The following is a 17,826-nucleotide window of genomic DNA, read 5'->3' on the forward strand; positions in this document are numbered from 1 at the left end:
CTTTTAACTTTGTTATGCACACTGCCAGTGTGCATTTAGCGCTATTGATGATTAACTTTCTTTAAAAACTTACGTCTCAATTTTTCCGCACCTTTATGTCCTAAATCAATGGCTCTATTAATATCATCCAGCGCAGCAGAAAAATTCTGTAAATGCCCATAAGTACCGGCACGTTCATAATATGCTCGACTATCATTGGGTTTGTAAATTAAATACTGCTTCCAATAATCAAGGATTTGAGATAACTTGCTTTGTTTAAATAACGTCCAATCCATCATTAAATAGTATTCAAAGTTTTGAGGGTCTATTTCTATTAACTTTATGAGATCTTTTTCTGCTCTTATATAATTTTTCTTTTCGAAAAATAATTTAGCTCTTTTCACATATAACTTTTCTTCGTCAGGTTGGTTTTGAAGCTTCTGGTTGATTTGACTAATTTTAAGTGACGCTTCTTTCTCTCTAATACTTCCTGTACCAGGTACGCCAATAGCACTAGTTAATTGTTGACGAACTTTGTTAATCCTTTGCTCATAAGGATTTAGCTGATAAGCCATTTGAATATCATCAAAAGCAGCAGAAAAATTATTAAGTTTACTCAATACTTTTGAACGCCAATAATAGAAGTCTTCATCATTAGCCAGCAAATTAATGGCTCTATTTAAATCATTAATTGCTTTTTGATAGTTCCCCAGCCGATAATAATTTTTTCCTCTTTTAAATAAAAGCTGCGGTTCCTCACCAAAGCTTAATGCTTGAGTAAATAATTGTTCAGCTTTCTCATACTGTTTTTTACTCACAAAAATTTCTCCTTGATCAATCCAATGAGCACCTTTTAACAGTTTCAACATTGGATTTTTAAATGAGTACTTCTGTGCTTCACTAGCAAAATTTTTCATTTCCACATAAGAACCACCCCAACGTGGACGTAAAAAATCCATATAAAGTAATCTAACAACATAAGATTCAGGGATAATTGATAGCGCATAATTAAGCGTATCTGCTCCCCCTTTTTTATCACCAACAGTCGATTTAATCGCTATCAATAAGCAGTAAGCATTCGATAACTTCTGATTAAAATTCAATGCTTTGTTAAGATCAGTTTGAGCCTTGGAAAAATACTGTCTCATCGCTTTAAACTGTGAACGCTTTGTTTTATTAGCATACTTGAAACCACGAGAGTTCCACCCTAACCGATGATAGAAATAGGCCCTGGCAAGATAGGGTTGAAAAGCATTAGGACTTTCTTTAATCCATAAGTCAAAAACAGGTTTTAATTTAATATCAGCAAACTCAAAAGCAGTATAAATTTTTAAAACTTGATACTCTTTTCTGATATCAGACTTTATCTCATTATGTAATTGCTCCAGTTCAACATTAAGTTGTTTAAAAGCCTTTTGTTTAAACAACCGCTTCAACTTGAGCGTTTTTTCAGATCCCAATGTAACCCCATACTGATTACTATTGGCACTTGGTATTGATGTCAGCTGGGTAGTTTTTTCTTTTTTAGGCGGTTTATCGCTATAATGTATTTTACCACTTTCATCGACCCACTTATAAACTTGAGCATCTAGCGAAGGCAAAAATAATAGCGTTGCAATTAACAGTAGAAAAGCTTTCATTAAAATCCCTTTTAAATTTTAAATAGTCTTAGAAAGACTACAAATTATAACACAGACCAACTCAACACCCAAAACTAGTCACCTATCACAGTAGCAGGTAAAAACGCGTTTCATCACAACAACTTAAACTACTCCAGCTAAATCATCAGGAAGTCGTCAATTTTAACTTTATGAATAAAATTATATTATTTACAACACTTTTTTGAAAAACTTAAATTAATATTACTATGACAAAATATCCCTTTGGGCTTTTTAACCATTGAACATGTATGTCAAGTCAATACTTTACTCCCCCCCAAATAAGACTGACCATTACCTTGCTGTGGTTTTAAATTCAACTGCCCCAGAAGATTAACCTCTTGAATGGCACTAATAATATTTTTGCAGGCAGTTGAATATAAATTAAGTACATTTTCTAAATAGCTATTATTTCGCTCAAATGTGATAACGGCGCATTGCCAACCACATCTGAGAGAAATACTGTTAGATTATGCTGAGTTAACTCAGGTAACCAATAATTAAGAGCCAAATTGCTAGCAAGATCGCGATTAGCAAGAATTGTAATATTCATTTAATTAACCGCTCAATCAATCGTATTTAACTGTCAATCGAGTCCACTAATGGCCTTAATTTCAAGATAATCATCAAATCCATATGCTCCCCACTCTCGACCATTACCAGATTGCTTGTAGCCACCAAAAGGAGTAAGTAGATCACCAGATTGACCATTGATATTAATATTGCCAGCTCTTATTCGAGAAGCAATATACTGAATATCCTGCTTATCTTTTCCTTGAATAAAGCCCGCTAATCCATAAGGCGTGTCGTTTGCAATTTGAATGGCTTCATCATAACTTGTGTAGGGAATCATCGATAACACAGGTCCAAATATTTCTTGCTGTGCAATTTGCATTTGATTATCAACATGACTAAATACTGTTGGTTTAACAAAATATCCCTCATTTATACCTTCAGGTTTACCAACTCCTCCGCAGATCAACTGTGCCCCTTCATCAATACCTTGCTGAATCAGTGTTTGCACTTTATCAAATTGTTGCTGACTGATAAGAGGTCCCATAGTGGTGGCCTCTTCTTTGGGAGAACCAACCACCACCGATTTAGCTACTTCAGCAGCGACTTGAGCAGCAGTTTCCATCATTTCTTTCGGAACTAACATTCTTGTCGGAGCGTTGCAAGATTGTCCGGTATTAGAAAAAACCGCACGAGTCCCATGAATAACCGCTTTTTCGAAATCGGCATCTTGCAGAATTATATTAGCTGACTTTCCTCCTAACTCTTGAGTAACTCGTTTAATTGTTGGTGCAGCATTCTTTGCGACCAAAGCACCTGCACGAGTTGAACCGGTAAAAGACATCATATCGATAAGGGGGTGGCTAGATAGGGCTGTACCAACTCCAGCACCATCACCATTAATCAGGTTAAAAACACCTGCCGGAACACCTGCTTTATCCATGATTTCAGCAAAAATATAAGCAGAAAGAGGCGCAATTTCAGAAGGTTTCAATATCATTGTACAGCCCGTTGCTAAAGCAGGTGCTACTTTGCAAGTAATTTGATTAATTGGCCAGTTCCAGGGTGTTATAAGCCCACAAACACCAATAGGCTCACGATAAATACGACTATTACCAATTTTTTCTTCAAATGAAAAATCTTTAAGAACACTAAGTGCCGTTTTTAAATGCCCAAGTCCAGAGCCAGTTTGCGCTTTGCTTGCCAGACTTATAGGAGCCCCCATTTCTTCGCTGATGGCATCAGCCATATCATTATAACGACTTTTATATTCACTAATAATAGATTCAAAAAGCTCAATCCTTTCTTGGCGCGAACTAAAAGCAAAAGAGTTAAAAGCTGAACAAGCAGCTTTGGCGGCTATATCAACATCATCAGCGCTTCCAAGCGATATTTTTGCACAAACTTCTTCTGTAGCAGGGTTAATAACTTCTAGCGAATTTTTGGTTTCTGGCGTTATCCATTGACCGTTTATATAAAACTGTTGAAAATCTCTCATTTGGAAGTCCTAGTATTCGTTACGTGAAGCTTGCATTACAAAATTGAATGGGTCAAAGTCTACACATGATAAGTTGATACTATCAATTTAATGATAAAAGTTAATGAGATCAACTGGTTTATGATTAAGTCCTTTTTTACTACGACTTGAGCTATTCTTATTAATAAGTATTTTCCATTACACATGGCAGTTAATTCATGGAGTCTATTTCTTGCAAAGATTAATCATTTTATTATTCATATTAAGCTCTGTTTTATCTGGAAGTGTACTCAGTCAACCAATCAAACAGAATAATAAAGACAAACGTACAATCCGACTTTTGCTAAATGACTGGGCAAGTCAAGTTGTTATGACAAAAATAACGGGGCGCTTATTTGAAAAGCTTGGTTATCATATTGAATACTTGGAATCTAATGTAGATGGTCAATGGTATCAACTTAAGTTTATGAATGCAGATATCCAAGTTGAAGTTTGGGAAGGAACAATGGCAAAAAAATATCACCAACTTATCAATAATGGAGATATTGTTGATGCAGGAGAACATGCAGCTAAAACAAGAGAAGACTGGTGGTATCCTGATTATATTGAAGAACAATGTCCCGGCTTACCTGATTGGAGAGCTTTAAAAAAGTGCTTTAAAGTTTTTATTACAACAGAAAGTGATCCCTTAGGGCAGTATGTTGGTGGGCCTTGGGAAAAGCCTGATGCAGCTAGAATAAGAGCATTGGACTTACCATTTAAAATCATTCAAGCTAAAGACAGTGAAGAATTAAAAGCTCGCTTTGAAGAAGCCGTTAAGCAGCGTCACCCTATTTTAATCTTTAATTGGACCCCTAATTATATTGAAGCTGAGATTCCAGGAAAATTTATTGAGTTTCCAGAATATACACCTGAATGTGAAAAGAATGCGAGCTGGGGTTATAGCAAAATATTTCCATGGGATTGTGGTAACCCTAAAGGAGGTTGGCTCAAAAAAGTTGTGCGCAAAGGATTTAAACAAGAAAAACCATGTGTCTATGCGGTTCTTTCTAAGATAAGCTTTACTAATGAAATGATGTCGCTGTTATCTAAACTAGTTGATGTTGATGGATTATCTTCAACAGATGCTGCAGATTTTTGGTTAGCCAATAATAAGAAAATATGGCTTGACTGGATTAAAAACTACCAGCAATGTCAATCATAGATTGATTACTTTTATATGGCAACTTCCTAAATAAATATTCTAAGAGTCAGTTTACTGATCAACAGGTGGTGACTTTGGAATATGTAGCATAAAGGTAGTACCAATATTAACCGTTGACTCCACTTCAATTCTTCCACCAAGCAAGCCAGTTACAATATTATGGGCAATATGAAGACCTAAACCCATGCCACTACTATCAAAATTAGTGGTATAAAAAGGATCAAATACTTTAGCTAATTTATGACTCTCTATTCCCCTACCATTATCGCTAATTTCTATGCAGATCCAGTCTTCTATTTGCAAGCAACTGATTTTAATCGTAGGCGTTCTCGTTTCGTTTTCATTGGTAAAAGCATGCAATTGTGCATTATTAATTAAACTCATGAGCGCCTGTCCTAAAGGTCCAGGGTAACTCCACAGTTGAATATCTTCAGCTACGTTATTTTGTATTTCTATCTCTGTATTTTTAAAGTTTGGGGTTAATGTATCTAAAGTTTCTTGGATAATATCATGTAAGAAAAACTCTTGTTGATTTTCTATAGAACGATCTATAGAAATCTGTTTAAAACTTTGAAGCAACTCTGAAGCTCTGCGTAAAGTTAAATGGATAGTTTGACTCCCTTTTAACATTTCTTTGAGATAGTTATTCAAATCGTCTTCTGTAATACCTAAGCTAGTACTTTGTATGAATTTCTGAGTTTTATTTTGAAGTGAGGTTGCAACCATTAAACCACTGTTAATTGGCGATTTTAACTGATGTGATACACCAGATACTAAAGCACCAAGAGATGCGAGCTTTTCATATTGTATTAAATTTTTTTGCGTTTCTTCTAAACGGTCCACAACATTAAGCAACTCATTATTTGTCCTATTATATTTTTTTGTCCGATCACTGACTTTTTCTGTTAGCGTATTAAAAACTTCTTCTAGCGCTTGACGCATAATTTCCAATTGAACCGATAAACTACCAAACTCATCATTTTCCAGTTTTGGAATATTGCTTGTTAAATCTCCATTAGCCATTCTTTTTGCTGAGTTTTCTAACATGGTTAATGGTTTGGTTACACGCTTGTTTAAAAAATAGTGAAATAGTAAAAGAGAGAATAATAGTTGCACTAAAACTATAATAGTGATGGTTTTTGACTCAATGAAAGCCTTATTTTTAACTTCTTGCAAACTGTAGATGAGTTCTACTTTACCTATTGGTGTTGATTGATAAATAACAGGCTTTTGCAAAACCAGATCACTAGCATCGGCTTGATAAACATTGTTCGAGTACTGCAAAAAAGTATCTTGTATATCCCAGATTGTTATTTTTCTAACCGACGAATCAACACTAATCGCATCAATTAAAGGTTGTGCAAGCTCCATATTTAATTCCCAAAGAGGGATCTGCATACCAGCCTCAAGCAACTCAATATAACTATCAGCCCGTTTCACCTGCTCTTCATTAACTGTCGCCTGATAGTGATAATAAATAAAAATACTACCGCTTAACATGGCAGGCAGAGCGATAGATGCAATCATCACAATAATTAAAAATCGTTGAACACTATTATGATAACTATTTATATTTTTAGAGGCGGCTTCCAACATAGTTTGGTTCAGTTCCATCTGGCTTTACTGATGGTATATAAAAGCTAAATATTTAACATTTTAGACGAATTTAATCATTTTGGGAGAACTAATAAACCTTCGACTCGATATATTATAAACAACAGTCGAGCAGTAGTATAACATTAGAAAAGAGAGCAGCACTATACACCCGCTCTCCTTGAACTGAAATCAACACCTCAAAAAATGAGATGAATAGGAGCTGATTGTTAATTACTGCGACTATAACTTAGCCGCAATGTTAGATGCATTAGTGTCTAGTTCGGTGGCTTTTATCCGAACTTTTTGTCCACTTTCCAACCTTTCTCCTCCTCTTATAACAACCCTATCACCAGCCTTCACTGATCCACTCACAGCAATCCACTCGTTAATACCTTGCCCTACATCTACTTTAATTTTATGAGCGACATCCTTTTTATCAACCGTTACTACAAAAGATTCTTTATCTCTCAGTATTAATGCATCTCTTGGAATCATCGTAGCAGTTTCGGGCGTTTGATTTGGCAGTGATACTCTAACTCCCTGTCCACTAATTAAGTTAAGTCCTGTTGCATCTAATAAAACATTAAATGTTCTAGAAGATTGTTCACCAGCAGGACTCCAGGTACGGATTGGAACAGCTTTTAAGTGATCATCCCATTTCACCATGACAGTGCTGTTTGAGGACAGATAGTTTTTCAGAGCTAAAGGAGTCGCAATACTGATATCAACACTGATAGGATCAATCAGCTGAATTAATGGGGTTCCAATGGTGACATACTCCCCTTGTTGAGCTAAACGGTGGTTTACAACACCAGAAAAAGGTGCTCGTATGGTAGTTTTTTCAATGGCAAGTTCTATTTGTTGAATTTGAACTTTTAGTACCGCTCGCTGTTCTTGCGCAATTTTAAAATCCCTTTTTACTCTATCATGCTCAATCAAAGTAGTACTATTATTATTTAATAATGCTTTCAGCCTTTTTTGTTGTGTCTTTAGATAAATAATACTGGCATCGTTTTGGCGTAATTCAGCATTTTTTTCAGCTACTTGAAGTTCTAAAAAACGAGAATCTAATTGAGCAACCGCTTGATCCTTTTTTACTTCCGAGCCAATATCAAGAATCCAATCCAGTCGACCATTTTGTTCCGTAGAAAGACGAGCATTACGTCGACTAATCACATTACCTGGTAACCAAATTGATGGTGCGATTAGTTCTTGTTTAACTTTTTCTACTGTAACCAAACTTTCTTGTTTAGCATTGATTAACTGGCTAAAAAATATTAAGCTGAAACAACAAATATATAAAATAATAAAACGAATAAAGTTTTGCATAATTAATTCCTACTAGTTAATGATTACTATTAATCATGTTAAGAGTTTGTTTCGTTTTGACAGGTACTTTTTTACCCAAAGGAATCACATCACTTAATTTTAATTTGAGCAAACAAGGTAATAATAAAATAGTAAAAATTGTACTAACAGCTAATCCTCCCACAATAACAGCAGCAAGCCCACGATAAATAACACTACCCGCACCAGGCATTAGCAACAAAGGTAACATACCGAAAAAGCTGGTTAGGGTGCTCATAAAAATCGGTCTCAATCTAAGCTTTAAAGCCGTTTCCACAGCCTCATCTCTAGAAATCCCTTCAAGCTCAGTCTTCCTTGTTTGATGCACTAACAAAATGGCATTGTTGACGACCAATCCCAATAAAATAACAAAACCTATCATGGTTAATAAATCTAAAGGTTGAAAAACAAATATATTTAATACTTGTAAAGCTAGAATTCCACCAACAGTCGCAAGCGGAATCGTAACAATGACTAACAAACTATCTTTAATAGATTTAAACAAGGCAGCTAACAATAAAAACAATATAACTAAAGCAAACAAGAAATTTTGCCCCATAATTGAAATTGCCTTTTCTAATTGATCGGCACTGCCACCATACTGAATACTCCCATCACTCGGCAATTCAGCCATCAACTTGGGAGCCACTTGTGTTTTCAGTGTATCGATAGTTTCTTCTAATGACCAACCAGTTGGAGGATTAACATTTAGCGTAATTGTGCGTTGACCATCTACTCTGGTTAACCTAGAAGGACCAACCTGACGACTAATATTAACAAGCTCTCTCAGCTGAGTAATATTACCTTGCGCCGTCACGATAGGAACATCACCTAGTTGATCTGGATTTTCCCAACCTTGCGCACGAAGAATAATATTCATGCGCTTATTACCATTAAAATGTTCACCAACAAACAGACCATCTCCGAGAGTTCGTACAATTGTACCTAACTCTCGTCGAGTCCAGCCTTGTTCTAAAATGCTACGATCATTAGGCTCTAACCTTAACTCTGGCTCGGCAACTTCTAACCCCGGATTAGCTCTTACGCTCGCATTAGGAATAGCACTTTGTATCCACGCCATACCTTTTGCCGCTAACTTTAATAAAGCTTCATTATCTTTCGATTGAAGATGTATTGCGACTGAGCGAGCCCCACCAAAACCTCCGAATAAATTTCCTTGATACGCAACAGCCGTTGTATCTGGCAAATCGACAAGTATTTCGTTACGAACAATATCAAGTAGCTCATCGACTTTAGATTGATCTTTTACTCTGACACCAAGATTGCCACCAAAGGGCCCTGTAAATATATAATAATTTTTCAAAGCAGGCTGTTTACTTCCATCCATATAGGGTTTGAGTCTTTGAATAATTGGTAGCACAACTTCTTTATTAATAACTTCAACGTTTGCTCCAGGTGGAAAACGTAAATTCGCATCTACGGCATCTCGTTTGACTGGAGGTAAATAATCTAACTTTGGAGCGGCTAACCAAGTTACTATAAGAGGGGTAACAATAAGGCTGGTTGCTAAAGTTAACCGCTTGACGCGGCTGTTAGTTAGTTGTGAAACAAGTGTTGTTATTTTTTGCCAGAGCAATTGATTAGGATCTAAATGCTTATTATCATTGAGCAAAAACTTTGCCAGCACAGGAAGTAATATCACAGCAACTAATAAACTCACTGACACAGCAATCGCAATGGTTAAGGCTAAATCGCCAAAGAGTTGTCCCTCGATATCTTTAAGAAAGAAAACAGGTAAAAATATTGCGACCGTTGTTACCGTTGAAGCCAATAGCGCAGGCCAAACCTGCGAGGAACCTTGTTCTGCACTTTGATGATTATTAAGCTTTCTGTCTCTTAGACGTAATATATTTTCTAGTACAACAATTGCAGCATCTAATACCATACCCACAGCAAAAGCTAAACCAGCAAGTGAAATAACATTAAGCGACCGACCAACAATTTGCAGAACAATAAAAGTCGTTAGTAATGAAATAGGAATTGCGGTAGCAATAATTAATGTAGCCCTTACTCTTCTAACAAAAAACCACAAAACAGATAACGATAAAAGAACACCTGCAAATAAGTTATTAGTCACTAAATTGATTGCTCGATATATAAATACAGATGCATCAAAAGATTGTGCTAAGACTAACTGCTTATCCGCAAGAACTTCTTTATTAATTAACTCAACTTCTCTTTTAACAGCATTGAGAGTTTCGAGTGTATTAGCCCCATTAGTTTTATTCACTCTTAAAGAAAAAGCAGGGTTACCATTTTGATAAGCAGTTGCACTATTGTCATTTCTGCGTACTTCAACAGTTGCGATATCAGCAAGTTTAATGATTCGACCATTTCTATTTTCAATAATTAACTCTGAGAGTTGTTCTGCCTGATATTTTCCACTAAAACGAAGTGTATATTGTCGTCGTCCTACATCAACAAAACCGCCCGAGACATCAGAAGTTCCAGCAACTACATTTGCTAGACGTGGAATGCTAAGACCAAACTCTGCAACTTTAAATGGATCGAGACGAATTTGTAATTCCTCACGACTATTTTGATCAAAGGTTTGAACGCTAGCAACCCCTGGAATACTTTCAATACGAGGCCTAATATTCGTATTAAGATAATCAATATATTCTTGAACTGGCTTATCATTACCAGGAAGCGCTTGTAGAAAGAAAAAGGTTAGAGCTGGCGTTCCACCGCCAAAACCACCCAGCATTATTTGTGGCGGAGTTGCATCACGAGGCAATGGTGGAATTCTTGTCATCCGACTAATCACTTCAATTAGAGTTTGTTCCATATTAGTTTCAACCCCAAATTCAAGATTAATAAATGCATTTCCTCGATTGGCAAATGCATTCATTTGCACCAAACCAGGTATTCCTCGTAAAACCTGCTCCTGAGGCTCAACAATTTCTGACTCAATTTCTTTAGGAGACGCAGCTCTCCATTGAGTTTGAACCGCTATTTGCGGGCGTTCAATATCAGGAAAGAGTTGAACAGGTAACTTAAATAAACTTGTTAAACCCATCAATAATATGAGTGCTACACCTACAGCAACAGCAGCAGGACTTTTCAAGGCATGTGTGGTTAATTTCATATTTAAACAACTCATTTTCGCAAGCTAACACCATTTAGATTAACAAGTGTTGCATAATTGGTAATATTTACACGATTAGCTGAGTTGAATTTGAGCTGAATTTTGTTTTGGAAATACTTTGTAATAAATTTGATAAACTGAATGGTAAAAAAATTAAATAATATGTTTAATTTTATCTCGATAGCTACGGCTCATTTTTAAACGAGAACCACCATTCAATACAAGATAATACTCACCATTAATATGAGAGCAAACTTTTTCAATTTTATCTAAGTTGACAATCGTTGAACGATGAATTCTTTGGAAATTCTGTGGATTTAGTTTAGATTCCAGATCTTTCATTGTACTTCTTAATACATGAACCTGATCATTTGCATGAATACACATATAATCACCTGCCGCTTCTATCCAAGCAATATCAGTATTATGCACAAGTGTTGTTTCGCCTCTATCTTTAATCGCTATTTTTTCTGGATAAGTTTCATTTGGGAGTTCGTTATTAACAAGCATTTGATCGATTTGAGCAGGCGACTGTCCTGTAATATTGGCAATCAAATCCATTAATCTTTTTTTATGATTATTGCTATTAGATTGTTGCAAATGATGTCGAACTCGCTCAACAGCAATTAAAAGACGCTCATCTTCAACGGGCTTTAATACATAATCAACAGCATGAATTTCAAAAGCATCGACTGCATACTGGTCAAATGCAGTCACAAATACGATTAGTGGAATATTATCACCTTGAATTTTTTTTAATACTTCAAAACCGTCAATTCCCGGCATTTGGATGTCAAGAAACATTAAATCTGGAGAATAAGTATCGATTGCAGCTAATGCTTCACGACCATTTTTACATTCAGCTATAATTTCTATATCATCAAATTTTTCTAATCGAATACTTAACCCTCGTCTAGCTAAAGACTCATCATCGACTATAAGTGTTCGAATTTTTGACATACCTATACCTTAATTATTAGCGACTATTACTCTGCCATAGCTCAATAAATACGAATTGATTTTTTAACTGCTAGACTTCAAATGGTAGTCGAATATTAATCTGTAAACCTTGTGGTTTGGTATTTGAAATTGTAAATGAATGTTTATCATTATATAGTTCATTTAAACGTTCTTTAGTATTTCTAACACCAACCCCTCTACCAGCTGGAAGTTTTCCATCAACCAGCTCAACTCCAGGTCCATTATCTTTTAATTCTAATAAAAGTTCGTTAGCAAAAACTCTTGCATGAAGGCTGATGATGCCGCCGGCTTCTGATTTAGCAATAGCATACTTAATTGAGTTTTCAACTAGGGGTTGCAGTATCAAACTTGGAATCAACGCTTTCTCAGCTTCAGTTTCAATAACTAAATCAATTTCCAAGCGATCTTCAAAGCGAACTTTTTCTATACCTAAATAAAGCTTCAACGTTGTTATCTCTTGCTCTAATGACACTTTCTGCATAGGATCATTATCAAGTGAATAACGTAAAAAGTTAGATAAACGTGAGACCATTTCGTTGGCTCGTTCAGTTTGTTTCTCTAAAATAAGCGTTGAAATAGCATTTAATGTATTAAATAAAAAATGGGGATTAAGCTGATACCTCAACATTTTGAGTTGAGCTTCATGAGCAAGGGCACTTGCTTTTAAAGCTCTTTGACTGGCTTCTTGCATACCTTGATAAAACTTAATACCAAAATATAAGCAACTCCAACAAATAAAGATATAGTAAATATTCAGAACACCCCAAAAATACCCTGTCCACTTTTCAGGTCTAAATCCATGTTTATAAAACTCCCAGTAGAATAAATTATGAGGAACGACCCAAATAAGGCTACAGATATAAGCTGCCAATATAACAGTAATAATTCGAGCGAAGGAAGATGAGTTCCATACTAATCGGTAGATTGGCCTTAATAAAAAGCTAATCATTAAGCCGAAAACTGAGTCAATAAAAAGCACCCAATAATAATTCATTGGCTTATCCCAGTAAAATGCACCAAGATATCCACTGAGACAATACCCAGCCCAACCGATCAGGTTTAGAATAATAAATTGGTGTTTGTTTCTGGTTAAAATTTGTTGTTGCATTAGCACTCAGTTCATTTGATTGAGAGTCTTAGATACTAGTTAGTATAACGAAAAATATCTCTAGTGTTGAACCTGTAAGCGTAAATAGCTATCGTTTCAGCGTTTTTCTTGATGTTATTCAAATAAGAAGCAGGCTCTATTCGAGTAGTTTACTTTAATCTTTAACGTTTTTGAGCATAATATGGCGCGTTAATCTGAATTCATAGGAAAATAACTGAAAAAGCGATTTAACTGTTTAACTGACGTAATACGAATAAATACTTTCTCTCTTGAGCGCTCCATTATTTTTTTGCATAACTCATCCGTCCAAAATTGACGAGACATTCCTAAGTATTTCCAGCTCGCTATTGTTCCCTTTAACACAGAACTACCTTCAGGCCATCCCTCAGGTTTTACCAACAAGCTTTTCATGAAACGTTTAACTATCCACCAGTAGTGAGTTTTGTACGGCAAGTCAATATAAATTACAGTGTCAGCAGAATCAATACGCTCCCAAAATGATTCTAATGTACCCAATCCATCAATTATCCAATCGTTTTGAGCTAACAACTTTGAGTGAGCCTTTGAATATTCCTCTCGAGAAATACGTTCACCATTTTGTTTATATTCAATCAAATCAAGTGGGTACTGTTTAATAGAGAATTTAGCTGAAAGCTTTCTTCCTAAAGTCGATTTACCTCCTCCTGGCTTTCCAAATATTGTCACTTTCTTCATTAATCTCACCAGTAAGCTTGGCTACTCTCTTTAAATATTTTTAGGTTAAAACTCTTGAAATAGATATTACATTATTGAAATTTACAGATATATTACCTTAAGATAAATAGCAATTTTCAAATTGACTAAATAATACAAGGAAACGAGGGCTATGAGTAAAACCTATCTGGAATATAACGACGAAAAATCGGCTAAGTTCTGGCAAATTGAAGTCAAAGAAGACTTTTATGTTATCACTTATGGGAAAATTGGTACTAATGGTAGTCACACAACTAAATACTTTGACTCAAACGAAAGCACTGAAAAAGATGCCATTAAGCTCATCCAGTCAAAAAAGAAAAAAGGCTATAAAGAAATAACAACAAGTGAACCGGAACAGCTAGATAACGGACAAAAATTTCAGCGAATATTTACACCGCTATGTTCAACAGACGAAGATCGAGCCATTTTACAAAAGCTAGCTAGTCATGTAATTAAGTTGGAAGATAACCTCATCACCTTTAACAATCCAAGTGATAAAGATTATGAAGCCGAGCTTGAATTTCAACCCGGCAGTAAGATTGTCTACAATGATTATACCCCCAAATCTTTCAGTGAAATAATGCAAGTGACCAGACGAGCCTGTTGGGATGCTGGCGGCCCCTATGCTGGAGTAGAGATTAATGAAAACGGCGCATCAGAAGCAACAGAAATGGATTTTCTATCAGAAGAAGCCAGTGAAGATCCAGATAATGAGTTACTACAACAGCTAAGCGAAGCCAGTCCATCGAGCGCTTTTTGGGCAGGACAAAATGAAATATTATTCGATCCTATCGGTAAGTTAGATAATGGTGAAGAAGGCTTAATTTTTGTATCCCATGGCGGTGGTTGGGAACAGATAGAGTCAGTCAATCATTTGAACTATAAGCAGATATTTTTACGCTTACTTTCAGATAGTATGGTGGGAACAGATTATGTTGCAGAAGTGTATTTTTAATATACTTTTTTTATTTAATCACAATAAATTGAAAAATAAACTGTTGGGTTACGCTTTCGCTAACCACAACCTACTTGAATCCAATGTATCGCGGTAATTTATTGCATAATGTTTGTGATAAAAACGTCACTGGTATTGACTTGTTACATGACGATTACGAATATACTACCTTGAATTTTTCAAGCACTAAAACCATGTCATCGCTTGGCTTTATTCCTAGCTCTCGACACTCTATAGAGAAAAAATCCCAGTGTACTTTACGCCACCATTTCAAAGACTTATCCCCCTCTCCTTCTAATGCTGCAAACTGGGTAGTCACTTCGGAGAATTTGCACTCAGCAACCTCTGTTATTTCAATGATTGAAGTTGGATTTCCGTACCAATCGGTAACAATTTGGAGGTTTCCAATTTCAGGCATTGGCTCAAGACCAGATTCATACCAATACTTCATACTACAGGTTGCTGTTTTCTCACCGCGTAAAACTAAATCGGAACAGATATTGGCATTTTTTTCATCCGCACAAAAATAGCTAACGATAATATTCGGATGCTTTATTCTTTCCTTAGCGCTTAAACTTTTCAGATATTTTTCTAAAAATTTATTTTGCACTTCATTCATAAAAATTTCCGCGATTGTTGGTTGAATCTATTGCTCAAAAAATAGAGCGTCTTTTTCATTGCAACTTTCAGTGACTTGTTGAATTTAATTTTCGATAGTGCAGCACTATTAAGTGAACGGTTACAGCAATTGGTAGTAGTACTATTAATGAAAATAACCACGATGAAAAAAACATCATTGCACCTGCTATAAGCGCAGCCAATATTCCTGATGTCAAACATAATTTTTGAGTCATACTCATGGACATGGCTTTTTTATCCGTTACTAAATTTAATGTAAGAGTAATTACCCCAAGAAAACCTGCAATCCCCATCGGAACGCTAAAAAAAACACCTATACCAAAAGCACTAACATCTAAGTTAAAAACTTCTTCAATTACTGCGAACCAGAGTACAACTCCCCACGTCAAAAAAGCCAAAGCAGGCAGAAAAGAAACTAGCACTTCCAAGAATAAGAGTTGAGCTTTCATAAGTTTAATACCTATTTAATTTTTGAGGCGTTTCTTTTTACGCTTAATAAAGTTCAAATTATTGTTAGGGCCTTATATCAAATTAAATGTACTCAAAACTAGCCTAAATCCTTCTTTTACTTTTTCGAAATCTTCAACTGCCACTTGATTGGTTATATATGCGTTTTTTAGTTCCGACGAATATAAATAAAACTCACTAATATGCGGTATATCTATGTTTACTACGGATACGTTGTACTCGTACTTATAACCGCCAAAACTAATTCCATTTATAAAGGTTTCAATTTGCTCCATAGTATTATCATCTAAATCAAAAATACCTGGCATTCCTTGTTTAATAGCATCTATATCTAACTTTACAAATTCTTTGAGGTCAAATGATTCTTCCTTTGGATACACTTCTATTTTTGTTATTGCTGCACCAGGAGATTCAATAAAAATAAACCTTACGCCTTCATTTACGCTATCTTCCGTTACTTTCCAATTTGCAGGGTAAGTAAATGAAAGTCCTTGTTTTTCATATGTTTTCTGTTTTTCTAAATCAGCTTTTTTCTCTGAGCATGCAGCGACTAGAAAAAATAAAAGCAGAAAAGCAAAAGCATTAATTGATTTATTCATTGTTGGATATAGCTCCTAGTACCATAACGTCCAATTCAAGCAAGCCCAATATGGATCCTCTACTGTGTTTGTGCAAAGTTGAAATGCTTATTTTATCTGATAACAATAAGACTGTTACACAGATCTAGATAAGTCCCTTCCTCACCAAATTTGATATTCATAATGAGCTTCCTTTAAAACACAAAGTACCTTAGGATGAATGGTTAAAATCTTTGAATAGAAAAGTAACTGTTTGTGATTATGGTATTTACTAATTCTCTTTAACCCTAACGCTTTACGCAGTAAAGCTATAGTATAACACTGCGAGTCTAGCTCGCATAACTAACGTGCCGTACCTTGTTAGGTACCGGCTGTAATGATTGACTTAAATAATGACACATAATCTTCAGTTGCTGGCGCACCAAAACCTGGTTCGATTGTCCCACACTCACCTGTGTATTCAATGTTCAGTATTGCAATTCTAGTTTCGCCTACCTTTATTGGTGATTTCCATTCACCCTCAGTGTGAATGAAATAGCAATTACCTTTTGGGGCTACTCCCTTTAACTCTTCGACTATTTCAGTATCTATTTTGTAAGAATAATGTGTTCCATTTACCGAATGCAGACTCACACCTTTTACTTTATAGATAATGATGCCTTGAGACCCATGAATGAGATTGACAATATCTCGCTTATACCATCCAGGGATTTCTGCTATTACGGATACAGACCATATTAAAACTACAACTACAGCAATGACTCTCATGAGTAGATCACCTAACGTTTGTAGTTGACGCGTTTTAGCTGTTGTGTAACAGCTAAAACGTCGCTCAACCTACACTGGATTATTATTTAGGATTAACAAGTATAATGGAGATGTCATCCTGTAAGCCTCCAATACTCTGCTTCGCTAAACTAACAATGTCACTAATTACAGGTTCACATTTTATTACGTTAGCTTTAAGTAAATTATAATCTACGTACTTAAAAAGGCCATCACTTCCTATAATTAGAGGTGATGTTAATTCTAAGGGCCCAAAACCAATTGGCAATGATTTACCACTTCCTAAAAGTGGTTTTGCATACTGTAAATGAGTTAACTCAAAAACAAAATCTTGATTAATTATATGAGCCTCAGAATCACCAACACTTGCTCCTACCAAAGTTCTATTGACTATTTTTCCAATAATTGATGTGGCTTCACCACCTTCAACATTCATTGATAGTTCTAAGTCTACTTTTCTAAGAAACGACTCAAAATCTTCTGGGTCGTTAAAATCATCTACATTTGTCAGATCTTTAAATGCTTCTATTACGTATGAACTGGCATTAGCTCCACTTCCTGTACCACCCGCACCATCGGAAAGACAAAACCAAATAGCGTTTTCTTTTTCAACGACAAGTAGTGCGTCCTCTCCTCTCTTACCTTGCTGTTCTACATAACTCCTTATTTTATACATTATTCATAACACTTATT

16 protein-coding genes are annotated in these 17,826 nt (G+C 35.6%); 2 read left to right on the forward strand and 14 right to left on the reverse strand.

Annotation, left to right across the window (positions count from 1 at the left end):
* Positions 1-41 precede the first annotated feature (41 nt).
* The 3 genes from ACT5E3_RS22635 to ACT5E3_RS22645 all read right to left on the reverse strand — a co-directional run bounded on the left by ACT5E3_RS22635 (position 42) and on the right by ACT5E3_RS22645 (position 3,648).
* Positions 42-1,619: a tetratricopeptide repeat protein gene (locus ACT5E3_RS22635; protein ID WP_444995833.1), complete on the reverse strand. Its 1,578-nt coding sequence runs from the start codon at positions 1,617-1,619 to the stop codon at positions 42-44.
* A gap of 415 nt (positions 1,620-2,034) precedes the next feature.
* A complete protein-coding gene (locus tag ACT5E3_RS22640; RefSeq protein WP_444995834.1) occupies positions 2,035-2,190 on the reverse strand; it encodes a hypothetical protein in 156 nt (51 codons plus the stop codon).
* A gap of 33 nt (positions 2,191-2,223) precedes the next feature.
* Complete coding sequence (locus ACT5E3_RS22645; protein WP_444995835.1) at positions 2,224-3,648, reverse strand: aldehyde dehydrogenase family protein; 1,425 nt, start codon at positions 3,646-3,648, stop codon at positions 2,224-2,226.
* 211 nt (positions 3,649-3,859) lie between these two features.
* Here ACT5E3_RS22645 and ACT5E3_RS22650 point away from each other — a divergent pair, with 211 nt between their 5' ends.
* Positions 3,860-4,831 carry an ABC transporter substrate-binding protein gene (locus tag ACT5E3_RS22650; RefSeq protein ID WP_444995836.1) on the forward strand — a complete coding sequence of 324 codons (972 nt, stop codon included), beginning with the start codon at positions 3,860-3,862 and terminating at the stop codon, positions 4,829-4,831.
* A gap of 51 nt (positions 4,832-4,882) precedes the next feature.
* On the opposite strand, the gene ACT5E3_RS22655 is transcribed toward ACT5E3_RS22650, so the two are convergent.
* From ACT5E3_RS22655 to ACT5E3_RS22680, 6 genes are all read right to left on the reverse strand, one after another.
* Positions 4,883-6,445, reverse strand: a complete 1,563-nt coding sequence (locus ACT5E3_RS22655; RefSeq protein WP_444995837.1) for an ATP-binding protein — start codon at positions 6,443-6,445, stop codon at positions 4,883-4,885.
* A gap of 222 nt (positions 6,446-6,667) precedes the next feature.
* A complete protein-coding gene (locus ACT5E3_RS22660) occupies positions 6,668-7,756 on the reverse strand; it encodes an efflux RND transporter periplasmic adaptor subunit (protein ID WP_444995838.1) in 1,089 nt (362 codons plus the stop codon).
* 16 nt (positions 7,757-7,772) lie between these two features.
* Positions 7,773-10,883, reverse strand: coding sequence for an efflux RND transporter permease subunit (locus tag ACT5E3_RS22665; RefSeq protein WP_444995839.1), 3,111 nt, complete (start codon positions 10,881-10,883; stop codon positions 7,773-7,775).
* Between the two features lie 153 nt (positions 10,884-11,036).
* Positions 11,037-11,843, reverse strand: a complete 807-nt coding sequence (locus tag ACT5E3_RS22670) for a LytR/AlgR family response regulator transcription factor (protein ID WP_444995840.1) — start codon at positions 11,841-11,843, stop codon at positions 11,037-11,039.
* Positions 11,844-11,913: 70 nt separating this feature from the next.
* The gene (locus tag ACT5E3_RS22675; RefSeq protein ID WP_444995841.1) at positions 11,914-12,972 is read right to left on the reverse strand and encodes a sensor histidine kinase; all 1,059 of its coding nucleotides are present in this window, start codon (positions 12,970-12,972) and stop codon (positions 11,914-11,916) included.
* A gap of 189 nt (positions 12,973-13,161) precedes the next feature.
* Entirely contained in the window at positions 13,162-13,686 is a 525-nt protein-coding gene (locus ACT5E3_RS22680) for an adenylate kinase (protein WP_444995842.1), read from the reverse strand.
* A 151-nt stretch (positions 13,687-13,837) separates the two neighbouring features.
* Here ACT5E3_RS22680 and ACT5E3_RS22685 point away from each other — a divergent pair, with 151 nt between their 5' ends.
* Positions 13,838-14,662, forward strand: a complete 825-nt coding sequence (locus ACT5E3_RS22685) for a WGR domain-containing protein (protein WP_444995843.1) — start codon at positions 13,838-13,840, stop codon at positions 14,660-14,662.
* A gap of 154 nt (positions 14,663-14,816) precedes the next feature.
* Here ACT5E3_RS22685 and ACT5E3_RS22690 read toward each other — a convergent pair whose 3' ends face one another.
* The 5 genes from ACT5E3_RS22690 to ACT5E3_RS22710 form a co-directional block, all read right to left on the reverse strand.
* Complete coding sequence (locus tag ACT5E3_RS22690) at positions 14,817-15,281, reverse strand: ASCH domain-containing protein (protein ID WP_444995844.1); 465 nt, start codon at positions 15,279-15,281, stop codon at positions 14,817-14,819.
* A gap of 67 nt (positions 15,282-15,348) precedes the next feature.
* A complete protein-coding gene (locus ACT5E3_RS22695) occupies positions 15,349-15,750 on the reverse strand; it encodes a hypothetical protein (RefSeq protein ID WP_444995845.1) in 402 nt (133 codons plus the stop codon).
* A 72-nt stretch (positions 15,751-15,822) separates the two neighbouring features.
* Positions 15,823-16,368, reverse strand: a complete 546-nt coding sequence (locus tag ACT5E3_RS22700; RefSeq protein WP_444995846.1) for a hypothetical protein — start codon at positions 16,366-16,368, stop codon at positions 15,823-15,825.
* Positions 16,369-16,707: 339 nt separating this feature from the next.
* The gene (locus ACT5E3_RS22705) at positions 16,708-17,115 is read right to left on the reverse strand and encodes a hypothetical protein (RefSeq protein ID WP_444995847.1); all 408 of its coding nucleotides are present in this window, start codon (positions 17,113-17,115) and stop codon (positions 16,708-16,710) included.
* Between the two features lie 82 nt (positions 17,116-17,197).
* Complete coding sequence (locus ACT5E3_RS22710; protein WP_444995848.1) at positions 17,198-17,809, reverse strand: hypothetical protein; 612 nt, start codon at positions 17,807-17,809, stop codon at positions 17,198-17,200.
* Positions 17,810-17,826 lie beyond the last annotated feature (17 nt).

The sequence above is a fragment of the Aliikangiella litoralis genome (assembly GCF_052495765.1).

Bases quoted from the DNA above. Each gene is read 5' to 3' on its own strand.
- ACT5E3_RS22690 (WP_444995844.1), bottom strand. From the start codon at position 15,281: ATGAATGAAGTGCAAAATAAATTTTTAGAAAAATATCTGAAAAGTTTA.
- ACT5E3_RS22670 (WP_444995840.1), bottom strand. From the start codon at position 11,843: ATGTCAAAAATTCGAACACTTATAGTCGATGATGAGTCTTTAGCTAGA.
- ACT5E3_RS22660 (WP_444995838.1), bottom strand. From the start codon at position 7,756: ATGCAAAACTTTATTCGTTTTATTATTTTATATATTTGTTGTTTCAGC.
- ACT5E3_RS22665 (WP_444995839.1), bottom strand. From the start codon at position 10,883: ATGAAATTAACCACACATGCCTTGAAAAGTCCTGCTGCTGTTGCTGTA.
- ACT5E3_RS22635 (WP_444995833.1), bottom strand. From the start codon at position 1,619: ATGAAAGCTTTTCTACTGTTAATTGCAACGCTATTATTTTTGCCTTCG.
- ACT5E3_RS22705 (WP_444995847.1), bottom strand. From the start codon at position 17,115: ATGAGAGTCATTGCTGTAGTTGTAGTTTTAATATGGTCTGTATCCGTA.
- ACT5E3_RS22695 (WP_444995845.1), bottom strand. From the start codon at position 15,750: ATGAAAGCTCAACTCTTATTCTTGGAAGTGCTAGTTTCTTTTCTGCCT.
- ACT5E3_RS22710 (WP_444995848.1), bottom strand. From the start codon at position 17,809: ATGTATAAAATAAGGAGTTATGTAGAACAGCAAGGTAAGAGAGGAGAG.
- ACT5E3_RS22700 (WP_444995846.1), bottom strand. From the start codon at position 16,368: ATGAATAAATCAATTAATGCTTTTGCTTTTCTGCTTTTATTTTTTCTA.
- ACT5E3_RS22680 (WP_444995842.1), bottom strand. From the start codon at position 13,686: ATGAAGAAAGTGACAATATTTGGAAAGCCAGGAGGAGGTAAATCGACT.
- ACT5E3_RS22685 (WP_444995843.1), top strand. From the start codon at position 13,838: ATGAGTAAAACCTATCTGGAATATAACGACGAAAAATCGGCTAAGTTC.
- ACT5E3_RS22640 (WP_444995834.1), bottom strand. From the start codon at position 2,190: ATGAATATTACAATTCTTGCTAATCGCGATCTTGCTAGCAATTTGGCT.
- ACT5E3_RS22645 (WP_444995835.1), bottom strand. From the start codon at position 3,648: ATGAGAGATTTTCAACAGTTTTATATAAACGGTCAATGGATAACGCCA.
- ACT5E3_RS22675 (WP_444995841.1), bottom strand. From the start codon at position 12,972: ATGCAACAACAAATTTTAACCAGAAACAAACACCAATTTATTATTCTA.
- ACT5E3_RS22655 (WP_444995837.1), bottom strand. From the start codon at position 6,445: ATGGAACTGAACCAAACTATGTTGGAAGCCGCCTCTAAAAATATAAAT.